8 protein-coding genes are annotated in these 12,134 nt (G+C 41.3%); 4 read left to right on the top strand and 4 right to left on the bottom strand.

Going from position 1 to position 12,134, the window contains the following annotated elements; genetic code table 11:
- Positions 1 to 1,149, top strand: coding sequence for an aldose epimerase family protein (locus tag LV85_RS00075; RefSeq protein WP_111316150.1), 1,149 nt, complete (start codon positions 1 to 3; stop codon positions 1,147 to 1,149).
- Between the two features lie 57 nt (positions 1,150 to 1,206).
- Here LV85_RS00075 and LV85_RS00080 read toward each other — a convergent pair whose 3' ends face one another.
- The 4 genes from LV85_RS00080 to LV85_RS00095 form a co-directional block, all read right to left on the bottom strand.
- Positions 1,207 to 1,512 carry a helix-turn-helix domain-containing protein gene (locus LV85_RS00080; RefSeq protein WP_111316151.1) on the bottom strand — a complete coding sequence of 102 codons (306 nt, stop codon included), beginning with the start codon at positions 1,510 to 1,512 and terminating at the stop codon, positions 1,207 to 1,209.
- Between the two features lie 14 nt (positions 1,513 to 1,526).
- Complete coding sequence (locus LV85_RS22280; RefSeq protein WP_245942064.1) at positions 1,527 to 1,715, bottom strand: type II toxin-antitoxin system RelE/ParE family toxin; 189 nt, start codon at positions 1,713 to 1,715, stop codon at positions 1,527 to 1,529.
- Between the two features lie 312 nt (positions 1,716 to 2,027).
- Positions 2,028 to 3,437, bottom strand: a complete 1,410-nt coding sequence (locus LV85_RS00090; protein WP_111316152.1) for a CotH kinase family protein — start codon at positions 3,435 to 3,437, stop codon at positions 2,028 to 2,030.
- A gap of 136 nt (positions 3,438 to 3,573) precedes the next feature.
- Positions 3,574 to 4,482, bottom strand: coding sequence for a serine hydrolase (locus tag LV85_RS00095; RefSeq protein WP_111316153.1), 909 nt, complete (start codon positions 4,480 to 4,482; stop codon positions 3,574 to 3,576).
- A 451-nt stretch (positions 4,483 to 4,933) separates the two neighbouring features.
- On the opposite strand from LV85_RS00095, the gene ileS reads away from it, so the two are divergent.
- The 3 genes from ileS to LV85_RS00110 all read left to right on the top strand — a co-directional run bounded on the left by ileS (position 4,934) and on the right by LV85_RS00110 (position 12,114).
- A complete protein-coding gene (gene ileS / locus LV85_RS00100) occupies positions 4,934 to 8,308 on the top strand; it encodes an isoleucine--tRNA ligase (RefSeq protein WP_111316488.1) in 3,375 nt (1,124 codons plus the stop codon).
- A 16-nt stretch (positions 8,309 to 8,324) separates the two neighbouring features.
- A complete protein-coding gene (locus LV85_RS00105; RefSeq protein ID WP_111316154.1) occupies positions 8,325 to 8,945 on the top strand; it encodes a lipoprotein signal peptidase in 621 nt (206 codons plus the stop codon).
- Positions 8,946 to 9,174: 229 nt separating this feature from the next.
- Positions 9,175 to 12,114, top strand: coding sequence for a DEAD/DEAH box helicase (locus tag LV85_RS00110; protein ID WP_111316155.1), 2,940 nt, complete (start codon positions 9,175 to 9,177; stop codon positions 12,112 to 12,114).
- The last annotated feature ends 20 nt before the right edge of the window (positions 12,115 to 12,134 follow it).

The raw sequence follows: 12,134 nt of genomic DNA on the forward strand, positions 1-12,134 counted from the left end.
ATGAAGAAGCACTTTAATATAATCGTAGCTGCGGCAGCTTTAGGAGTTATCTTATCTAGCTGCGAGAGCAAACCAAAAGGAGATTCTAACGTCGAAGCACCTGTGCAAGAACAGGTTTTTGGCACAACTTTTCAAAACAAAAAAGTGGAAACATACGAGATCAAGAATGCCAATGGCATGAAAATGAAAGTCACCAATTTCGGTGCACGGGTTACAAATCTTTGGGTGCCGGATAAAGACGGAAACCTAGTAGATGTTGTCTTGGGATTTGAAACCTTGGATGAATACCTAGCGAGTGGTGAGAAATACTTTGGAGCAGCTATCGGTCGCTATGGTAATAGGATCGCTAATGGGAAATTCACGCTGGATGGCGAGGAGTATACTTTGCCTACCAATAACAATGGGCAGACGCTTCACGGAGGGCCAGGTGGTCTGGATTATGTGATTTGGGATGTAGAAAAGTCAGGAGAAAATGGATTGATCTTTAGCTACACTTCTCCAGATGGGGAGGAAGGTTTCCCTGGGGAACTGAAAGTGAAAATGATCTATACGATTACTGATGACAATGAATTCAAGGTCTCTTATGAAGCAGAAACTGATAAAGCGACGCCAGTTAACTTGACCCATCACTCTTTCTTCAACCTGAATGGTGCTGGAAATGGAACGGTGCTGGATCATACGCTGCAGCTGAATGCCAGCAAATACACTCCAGTGGATGAGGTGCTGATTCCTACGGGTGAAATACCAACTGTGAAAGGAACTCCTTTTGACTTTACGACTGCTACTAAAATCGGTGAACGTATCGATCAGGAAAATGAACAACTAAAGTTCGGTGGAGGATATGACCACAACTGGGTGCTGGACAAAACAGGAAATGACCTGACTCAAGCGGCGGTGATCTCATCGCCACAGACTGGAATCGAAATGGAGGTTTGGACTACCGAGCCAGCTATCCAATTTTACAGTGGGAATTTCCTAGATGGAACGATCAAGGGAAAAGGCGGAAAAGTCTATGAACTGAGATCAGCATTCTGCTTAGAAACACAGCATTATCCGGATTCTCCGAATCAGCCGAATTTCCCTTCTACGATCTTGAAGCCGGGAGAAAAATACGAGCAAATTTGTATCTATAAGTTTGGAACGAAGTAAAAGCAGAAAGCCATCTCGATAATTCGGGATGGCTTCCTGCTTTTATACTTTTTCGTCTTAGTGGCTCATTTCAACATTAAAATTAACTTTGGCACCTAAGGCATCAAACACTTTTAGAATAGTTTCAAATCGAGCATTTTTCACGCTGTTTTCAATTTTAGAAATTTGTGCCTTCTGCACTCCCACAAGGTCACCTAACTGCTGCTGAGTCAGATTACGTTCCTGCCTGGCTTGTTTGATTGCTTGGCCTAGCAAATCTATTCTCAACTCATTTTCAAACGCATCACGATGTTCAGTGCCACGCTCGCCAATGTGTTTTTCTATCATTGAATCAAGCGAAACGGTTTTGAATTTTTCTTCCATAATTAATTGCCTTTTTATTTATTCTTTATGTCTGATTCACGATAAGCTAGATATCCCTTTCTTATTTCTTCAGCCTTCCTAATCTCTTTCGAAGGTGTTTTCTGTGTCTTTTTCAATATTCCATGTGTTGCAACCACTATGATATCTTTTCCATCTACTTTATCCCAAAATGAAAATAACCTATACGCTTTTCCATTGTACAAAGTCCTGAATTCCCAGATGTACTCATTCAGTTTTTTGAATAGATCATTGTCCTTTACACTTAAGCTTTTCTCATATTATAATAGATTTTATCTCTTGTCTTAGGACCAAGATTTTCTAAAAACTCAACTGCATCTGGCAACAATTCTATCTCAAAATTCTGCTTCATACATTTTTTGTTAAAGCTAATAATTTCCCAATAAGGAAACAATAGTAATTTCTTTATAGAAATGGAAAGAAATTTAAACTGAAAGCCACCCAGTATAACTAGATGGCTTTCATATATTTTATTACTGAGAAAGAAGATTAAATTTTCAATCCAAGTAGGCATTCACAGCAGCTGCACGTGAAGTAGCATGAGTTTTTAGCTGATTGACGGCGGTTTGAAAATCAGAAACACGATTTAGAAAAGAATATCCTGGAATTTCAGTAGTCGCATAAGGTGAGACCAAGTCTCCATAATTGGTATACAATTCTTGCATTGCATTGGCTTCAAAAGCACCGCTTGTCACCTCTTCCACATAGCCATCGTAGATTGATTTATAATTTTCGTCAGCATACAAATAGCCGATTAGCGGCCAGCCTGCAGTATTCAGATCGGAGAAATCAAGATTTAAGGATCCTTGCATATTCCCTTCTTGCAAAGCTTCATTATTGTCCCAAGGAATCCAGGTGAGCTTGTTGTTCTCCGGATTGTTATAGAGGAAGTAATTGTGAGTCATTCTACCGTAGGTATCCCAGTTTTGGATCACGGTATTAGTCGCCAAATATTTTAAGAAAGTATCTGTATCAAATACTTTTTCCAAGTTTGTTCTCCATGTGGCAGGGTCGGTAGTTCGTGATCCGTCATGTAGAATGGCAAATAGACTTTCTATATCCGACCAGTCAGCCTCATCTTCATTATTCTCTTTGACAAAGTCAGCTTCGCTAAATGATCCGCTAGAAAAACTGGCTCCATCACCATCAGGCTTGTAGAGATTACCGTCATTATCCGAAAACTGCGTATCGATAACCGTATCGTCGACTTCCTCCACCATCGTGTAAACTCCAAAATATACTGGGCCATCTCCATGATCTACATACACTTCGTAGATGGCTGTATGTGAACTTGCAAGACCAACATTCCTGAAAATATCTGCCGCCACTTTTTCACGAAGCATAGACCTGTCATTGTAATTGTTTTTAAGGCTGAGTTTTTTGAACCCGTAGAAACGCTGGTTCTTGATTTGAGGATAATCATCTTCAAACTCATCGAAATCAAGTTTAAAAGACAATTTCATGTTTCCAGACTGCCAACTGTTCTGCAAGCTTGAATTTCCCTTAAACCGAACCCCTACTCTATACCATTCCTTGCCTTCGTAAAACACTTCTGCAGGAACAAAAATCGGATTCTCATCTGAAAATGAGCCTCCATTTCTTGTGCCAAAGGTCCCATACATGCTTGTCATATCGGACAGCATACTCGCCCAACGCGTAGAAGAGATTACGATATCCAATCTCTTTACCGTGTTGTCCTCAAATACTTCCTCAAAATCTGGATCAGCGTCGTTGCTGTGTGTCGCAACTGTCCAATCGGTAGGCTCGAATTCTGTGTCATCTGCTTCTTCTTCTATTACTTCCTCTGGTACATCGGAATCCATAGTATCGCTGCAAGAAGTCAGGACAGTTAAAAACAGAAATAGGACGGGAAGGATCCGTAGAAGGCTTTTCTTTTGATTTATCATATCTAATCTTGATTAACTTATTGTTATTTGATTAGACGCCACAAAAGTTTCTATCCCTCGCTGGGCTTGTATTTTATTTTAAAAATTGCTCTAATACAAAGTAATCAAGAAGCTAAGCCCACAGACAAAAGTTATTCTATTTACTTAGCATATAATCATAAACCGTCTTGGATATTCTTGCCAATTGATCAGTTCCTTGGTCGAAATCTTCAAGATTTTTGGAAAGTAACACCAACACATATGATCGGCCATCTGGCAAATACACTATTCCTGCGTCCTGATGCACCCCTGTGATAGACCCAGTTTTATGTGCTACGCTTACATCTTTTGGAAGGTAAGCTGGGATGATTTCATTGAATTGCTGGTCTTTTAGAATTGAAATCATTTTCTCGCAGTCATCTGGCGTTCCAGCTTGATTAGTAGCAATTGCCTTCATGATAATCATCAAGTCTTTTGCAGTCGTGGAGTTGCTCAACCCCAAGTCATAAGCTTTTTGATCTTCCACACCTCTCAGCACTTCTATTTTATCGGCTCCCAGATTACGCATTGTAGCAGTCACGTTTTTGGCACCAACTAGCTCTATCAGTACGTTGGTTGCCAAGTTGCTGCTCACCGTAATCATGGGATACAAAAGATCATTTAGGCTAACTTTTGTTCCAATTTTCCCATAAATAACATCATCGCTATCGTCACCAATATCCATGCTATAGCGGCTACTATCTACTATACTTTTGAATTCATTCTTTAGCAAGATCGTGTCGTTCAGGTTCAACTTTCCTGCTCTCTGTTGCTTGAAAAGCTCAATCATCACCGGAACTTTCATGGTGCTAGCAGCATGAAATTCCTCCTCTGCATTGATCATCAGCCTATCTGTGCTATCCGAAAGATTATAGAAGGCAATCGCCACATCACCTTGTATGGAGTCAAGTTGGGCGTCTATGGTACTAAGTAAAACTTCCTTATTGGATTGCTTCTCCTTGCAGGAAAAGAGAATGGAAATGAAAATAAGACTGGCAATGTGGAAAAACGAAAAGGTGGATCTCATGATTCTGGTGAAGACGTAAAATTGACAATAGATTCAAGATCTATCTAAGGTAGATATTTCCCCCTTGGTCTTCAAGCCAGATAAATGAACCAACAGCAATAAGCTACCCTCAGAAAATCATAAAGGAGCTCAAGTGTTTTGGGGTTTTGACTCCACTATCCCCTCTACATTCTACCAAATTCCATCTTCCCTTCATCCATATTTTTTGGTTTTAGCGACCTGTTTCAACTGTCCAAATTCCTTTCCTTCCATTTTTTCCCATTGACCCTCCCAAAAAGGGGGATTTCTCCTATCTTTGTGCCTGCTTTTGAGGGGGATGTTCTCTCAAAGCCTGAGGGATAGAAGCGGCATCCAGGCAATGGATACAGCGGATAGCCCGGCCCCGGCTTTTTCAGACGGGGACAGGTCCAAAAAATTAATTATCACCTACTTGCCCTTAAGAAAGGATACAGTGAAGACATATCAGGAATTTAAACAAGTGGATTATCCCGAAATCGGGGAGTCCGTATTGAAGTACTGGAAAGAAAACCAGATTTTCGAGCAATCAGTAGCCAACCGTGACGGTGCGGAGACCTTTACTTTTTTTGAAGGCCCGCCTTCGGCAAATGGTACTCCGGGTATTCACCACGTGATGGCGCGTACGCTGAAAGATATTTTCTGCCGATACAAGACACTTCAAGGTTTTCAAGTGAAGCGAAAAGGCGGTTGGGATACGCATGGCTTGCCTGTAGAATTGCAGGTGGAAAAAGAGCTGGGTATCACCAAAGAGGATATCGGAAAGAAAATCTCAGTAGAAGAATACAACCAAAAGTGCCGTGAGACGGTCATGCGATTCAAAAATGAATGGGATGACCTGACTGAGAAAATCGGTTACTGGGTGGATTTGGATGATCCCTATATCACTTTTGAGCCGAACTATATCGAGTCTGTTTGGAGCTTGCTAAAGAAGCTTTATGAGAAAGATCTGATCTACAAAGGCTATACAATTCAGCCATATTCTCCAGCTGCGGGTACCGGTTTGAGTTCGCACGAACTCAATCAGCCAGGTACTTACAAGGATGTAAAGGACACTTCTATCACTGCTCAGTTTAAACTGAAAGGCGAGGAAAACACCTATATCCTAGCTTGGACGACTACGCCTTGGACTTTGCCAGCCAACTCGGCTTTAGCAATCGGAGACAACTTGGATTATGTGAAAGTGAACACTTTCAATCCTTATACCTACGATGCCTGCACAGTGATTTTGGCGAAAGCTAGAATCAATGCTTATCTGAATCCAAAGGCTGCTGAGCTGAAATTGGAAGATTATAAAGGAGGCGACAAGTTGATTCCTTTCGAAGTAATCGAGGAGTTCAAAGGAAAGGATATGCTAGGTTGGGAGTACGAGCAACTCTTCCCAATAGCAGGTTTGGCACTTGCGCATCCAGCATTCACTATTGTTTCTGGTGACTATGTGACTACGGAAGACGGTACTGGTATTGTTCACCTTGCGAAAGCATTCGGTGCAGATGACTTTAGAACTTTGGCACAGAATAATGTGCCTGGTGTCTTCGTACAAGATGAGCAAGGGAAAGATATTCCGATTGTGGATAAGCAAGGAAAATTCATCACAATGGTCGGTGAGTACCTAGTGGATAAAGTAGCTGAACATGCGATCACTGCCCATAAAGAATATGGTGTGGATGATTTCTATGTGAAAAACTACACTGAGGATGATGAGAGCGCAGCGGACTTCAAAAGCACCGATGTGATCATTTCTATCATCCTGAAAAATGAAAATAAGGCCTTCAAGGTCGAGAAATATGAGCACAGTTATCCACATTGTTGGAGAACTGATAAGCCAGTACTTTACTATCCAATGGACAGCTGGTTTATCAAAACCACTGCTTACAAGGATAGACTTGTAGAGTTAAATAAGACGATCAACTGGAAGCCGGAGGCAACTGGAACGGGTCGTTTTGGCAACTGGCTGGAAAACTTGGTTGATTGGAACTTGAGCAGATCTAGATTCTGGGGCACCCCGCTTCCGATCTGGAGAACCGAAGATGGAACGGAAGAGCGTTGCATTGGGTCTATAGCAGAACTAGAAAAGGCTATTGAGGAGTCTATTGCCAAAGGTTTTATGGAGAAGTCTCCGTACGAAGGCAAGGAACTTGATCTCCACCGTCCATATGTAGATGATGTGATTTTGGTTTCTGACAAAGGTGAAAAAATGTTCCGCGAGTCAGATCTGATAGATGTTTGGTTTGATTCTGGATCCATGCCCTATGCACAGTGGCATTATCCTTTCGAAAACGAGGATATTTTCAAAGCTAATTATCCAGCGGACTATATCGCTGAAGGAGTTGATCAGACACGTGGCTGGTTCTTCACACTGCATGCGATTTCAGTAATGCTTTTTGATAGCGTGGCTTTCAAAAACGTGATTGCTAATGGACTGGTGCTGGACAAAAATGGCAACAAAATGTCTAAGAGATTGGGCAATGCCGTGGACCCTTTCAAAACATTGAAGGAATACGGACCAGATGCTGTGCGTTGGTATATGCTAAGCAATGCCAATCCTTGGGATAACTTGAAATTCAATCTGGATGGTGTAACTGAGGTGCAGCGTCGCTTCTTTGGCACACTGCAGAATACTTATAATTTCTTTGCGCTGTATGCGAATTTGGACGCTTTTGTCTATGACAAATCCAAGATAATTCCTGTGGAAGAAAGAGCTGAGCTCGATCAGTGGATCGTGTCCAAGCTTCAGTCCCTGATTGCTGAGGTCGAGGAATCGATGAATAATTATGATGCGACCCGAGCTACTCGTGCGATCATGAATTATACTGTCGATCAGCTTTCCAATTGGTATGTGAGACTTGCCAGAAAGAGATTCTGGAGAGGTGATATGAATGCAGACAAGCAGGCAGCTTACGAGACTTTGTATGAGTCCTTGTTGACGCTTACGCAGTTGATGTCCTCCTTTGCGCCTTTCTACTCAGATTGGTTATATCAGAATTTGACTGAGTCAGGATCCGACGCAAAGCCTTCTGTGCATTTGACAGATTGGGTAGCTGCTGATTCGGGCTTGATCAACAAAGATCTGGAAGAAAGTATGGAATTGGCTCAGAACATTTCTTCTTTGGTACACTCACTGAGAAAGAAAGAAAAGATGAAAGTGCGTCAGCCTTTGCAGCGTATCTTAATTCCGATCTTGAAAGAGAAGACCAAAGCTCAGATACAACACTTGGATGAACTGATCAAATCAGAAGTAAATATCAAAGACATCGAGTTCATCGATGATGCATCAGGTATCTTGGTGAAAAACGTAAAGCCAAACCTTCCTGTTCTAGGAAAGAAGCTTGGTCCAAAAATGCGTTTTGTAGTTGGAGCTATCAACAAATGGGGACAAGCCGAAATCGCTGAAATCGAACGCGAAGGCAAAATCTCCGTTGATGTGGACGGAGAAGGTCTAGAACTGCTATTGGAAGAAGTATTGATTTCTTCTGAGGATATTCCAGGCTGGTCTGTAGCTTCTGACCAAGGAGTAACTGTCGCACTAGATGTGACGCTTTCTGACGAGCTGAAGCAAGAAGGAATAGCGCGGGATCTCGTCAACCGTATCCAGAATATACGTAAGGATATGGGACTGGAAGTACAAGACAAGATCAATGTAACCCTCGCTGATGACAACGACTTGGTGAAAAATGCAGTAAAGTCTTTTGGGGAATATATCCAAACCGAAGTACAGGCCTTGAAGCTAGAACTAGCTACACAACTGGATGGCGCCACAGTACTTGATATGGATGATTTTGAACTAGCTGTTTTGGTAGAAAAAGCCTAATAGCAAAACATAAATAATGAATAAATACCTGAAATACTTTGGCATCGCGCTATTGGTGATCATCATAGATCAAGCGGTGAAAATGCTAGTTCATTTTGAGATGGATTTCGGTTCTCCTGGACAGATACCTGTTTTTGGAGACTGGTTTAAACTACACTACACCACGAATCCAGGAATGGCGTTTGGAATGGAACTGGGTTCAGACTATGGCAAGTTGCTACTCACCTCATTCCGTCTGGTAGCGATGGTGGGTATTGGATATTATCTTTATTACATCATCGATAAAAAACAGCCGACTTTATATATAGTATGTATTGCTATGATTTTGGGCGGAGCAATAGGCAACTTAGTTGATTCTGTTTTCTATGGTGTATGGCTAAACAATGCTCCTTACAATGCATCTACTCCTTGGTTCCATGGTCAGGTGGTAGATATGTTCTATTTCGACATTTGGGAAGGATATTTGCCAGAATGGCTTCCGGTATGGGGAGGTTCTTATACCGCATTATGGCCGATTTTCAATGTAGCCGATGCTGCGATATTTATTGGCGTTGCGATGATTCTGGTATTTCAAGGTCGATTTTTCCCTGAGAAAGCAGCCGAAGCTAACCACACAGTGAAAGAGGATTTAGATTAGATTTCAGCTTAATAAGTTGCCCAAATTTCACCAAAAGTCTTTAGAGTCAGAATCCCTGATTTTAGAGACTTTTGGTGTTTTATAACAGATAATTGCCTCAAAACATGAATTTGAGCAGTATTTTTTGTAGTTTTCAACTTGCTTTTCCCTTTTTTGGGATATCTAAACTCGACTTAGCTTCCTACGCTTAATCCCTAAACTATGGAAGTTCTGTCATTCCGATAATTATATGATAGTTGATTCTGATAAACCTTTTCAGATAGTTTATTCCATTTACAGCCATGAGTTTCTTGGGCTTCTCATTGAATCCTTTGTAGTACAGATAGATCCACAAGGAAGACTTTCTTTGGCCTATCAAAATATTAGTTCCGCCAATGCGAGCGAATTTGACGCTGGCTTGAACAAGGCAGATTATGATTTGATAAAAATCATGGATTCTACCAATCCAGAGGTAGTGGTGAAGCCTTTTATTAAAAGAGGAAATATCCGCCCGAAGCAATATTTGGCCAAAATCTTTGATCCAAAAACCGAGGACAAAAAGACTCAGGATGCTATAGAGGAAGTAATCGAAAAGAAGCGTTCTAAAATAATGCCTTTGCTGATTGGTAAGAGACTTTTTGAAATGGGTTCTGATGGAAACCCAGTATGGAGAGAAATTACAGTAAATGCTGAGCGTGCAAGTGTATTATTTCATTTCCACAAAAATGAAGAAAACACGCATTACTGGCCAACGATTAAATTCAAAGGTGAAAAACTTGACTGGCAATATAAGAACGGCTATTTCATCAGTAATGAACCTGGCTGGTTGATTGTCGATGGTCAACTCTACCATTTCGAAAAAGGAATTGATGGGAAGAAGCTTAGAGCTTTTCTGAACAAGAAGTTTATTGTAATCGACAAGCGAATTGAGCCTAGTTATTATCGAGGTTTTATGGCCAATTTGATTTCTCAGTTCGATGTAGAGTCAGTTGGTTTTGATATCAATATAGAACGAGGCACTCCTGAGGTATTTATCAATATCTCTGATTTGCCGGGTGGATCTGGAAAGAATCTCTTTGGAGAGGATGGAGAAAGGCTAGAGGAAGATAAAATTGTCTTCGAGCTTCGATTCAAGTATGGAGACATTGATTTCCCCGTGCAAACACCAAGTTCTGAAAAGCATGGCGCTTCGGTAAGGCTGGAAGAAGGGGATGATAGCTACACCTTCTATAAGACTATCCGCAGCACGCAAAAAGAAAAGGCCTACCTGAAATTACTTCGAGACAAAGGCTTGGAGTTTAAAATCGGAAAAGACTCTTTGCCAAAGACTGAAGCCTTTGAATGGATTGGTGAAAATGAAGATTTTCTAGATATAGAGAAGATCAAGATTGTTCAAAAGCCAAATGCTAAAGGCAAGGTTTATAACATAGGCAAAGCACAGATTTCTATTGAAGTCAATGAAAATATTGATTGGTTTGACGTCAAGGCACTGATCAAATTTGGAATTTATCTTGTGCCCTTTGCAAAGCTGAGAAAGCTACTGCTGCAAGGTAAAACAGAATTTGAATTACCAAACGGCGAGATCGCAGTGATTCCAGCTTCCTGGTTTGTGGACTATTCTGAGCTTTTCAACTTCATGGAGGATCGTGGAGATGAGAACTCTATGGTACTTCGCAAGCATCATTTGGCGCTAGCCCGCGAAATGGAAATCGGGAATCTTGTACAGGTTACCTTGAGTAGAAAACTAGAAAGGCTGAGAGATTTTGAGTCTATAGAAGAATATAATCTACCGACTGCTTTTGAAGGCACATTGCGGCCTTATCAGCATGCAGGTTACAACTGGCTTAGATTCCTAAATGAATTTAAGTTTGGTGGCTGTCTAGCCGATGATATGGGTTTGGGTAAAACCGTCCAAACACTGGCTTTGCTTGCCCATGAAATGGAAGAAAATCCAGGATTGACTTCACTTTTGGTGATGCCTACATCCTTGATATATAACTGGGAATTGGAAGCAAAGAAATTCACCCCGGAATTGAAAATCCTAGTGTATTCAGGCACGCAGCGTATCAAAGATCCCTGGAGATTTGGCGAATATGATTTAGTCCTTACTTCCTACGGTATCACTAGGTTGGATATTGCAGTCCTGAAAGATTTCTATTTCAATTACATCATTTTGGATGAATCTCAGGCTATCAAAAACCCGGGAAGTAATATTGCGGCAGCTGTAAATCAGCTGAAGAGTAAGCAAAAATTGATATTGACTGGTACGCCTGTAGAAAACAGTACCATGGATCTTTGGTCACAGATGAATTTCATCAACCCAGGATTATTGGGCAATCAGAATTCATTCAAGAAGCAGTTTCTGCAGCCTATAGAAAAGCAGGGCGATTTAGAAAAATCAGCCAAGCTGCATGCGATGATCAAGCCGTTTATCCTCAGGAGACTGAAATCACAGGTAGCAACGGATTTGCCAGAGAAAATCACCAACGTGAAGTATTCTGATATGACTGCTGCCCAAGAGGAAGTTTATGAAGAGGTGAAGAATTACTATCGTGAGAAGATTATTTCTGATATCCAGAGTACCGGAAGAAACAATCAGCAGTTCACCTTGCTTCGCGGTCTTACCCAACTTCGTCAAATTGCCAATCACCCTAAATTAGTTCGAGATGACTACGAGGGAGAATCTGGCAAACTGGAAGATGTGACTTACATGCTTCAATCTACGATTTCAGAAGGGCATAAAGTGCTTGTATTTAGTCAATTTGTGAGACACTTAGGCATCGTGAAAGAATACCTAGAGCAGGAAGGGATCCCCTATGCTTACCTCGATGGTAGCACAAAAGACCGACAGGCTCAGGTGGAGAAATTCCAAGAAAATGAAGATATCAAAGTGTTCCTAATATCTCTGAAAGCCGGTGGAGTAGGTTTGAACTTGACCAAGGCGGAATATGTATTTCTGCTTGATCCATGGTGGAATCCTGCTGTGGAAGCTCAGGCGATCGATAGAGCGCATAGAATTGGACAAGAAAATAAAGTGATCATCTATAAATTCATCACCCGAGGATCTGTGGAAGAGAAAATCATGGCACTTCAAAATCGGAAGCTTGCTCTGGCAGGCGAGCTGATCAATACAGAAGAAAGCTTTATGAAGAGCCTAGGCCAAGATGATATTGCAGCATTGCTGGATTAAAAAACATCTATTTTTACGAA

This window comes from Algoriphagus chordae, assembly GCF_003254055.1.
GTDB lineage: Bacteria > Bacteroidota > Bacteroidia > Cytophagales > Cyclobacteriaceae > Algoriphagus > Algoriphagus chordae.

What these genes read in the sequence shown, in the direction of transcription:
- LV85_RS00075 (WP_111316150.1), top strand. Translation starts at nt 1, where the DNA reads ATGAAGAAGCACTTTAATATAATCGTAGCTGCGGCAGCTTTAGGAGTT.
- LV85_RS00080 (WP_111316151.1), bottom strand. Translation starts at nt 1,512, where the DNA reads ATGGAAGAAAAATTCAAAACCGTTTCGCTTGATTCAATGATAGAAAAA.
- LV85_RS00090 (WP_111316152.1), bottom strand. Translation starts at nt 3,437, where the DNA reads ATGATAAATCAAAAGAAAAGCCTTCTACGGATCCTTCCCGTCCTATTT.
- LV85_RS00095 (WP_111316153.1), bottom strand. Translation starts at nt 4,482, where the DNA reads ATGAGATCCACCTTTTCGTTTTTCCACATTGCCAGTCTTATTTTCATT.
- LV85_RS00105 (WP_111316154.1), top strand. Translation starts at nt 8,325, where the DNA reads ATGAATAAATACCTGAAATACTTTGGCATCGCGCTATTGGTGATCATC.
- LV85_RS00110 (WP_111316155.1), top strand. Translation starts at nt 9,175, where the DNA reads ATGATAGTTGATTCTGATAAACCTTTTCAGATAGTTTATTCCATTTAC.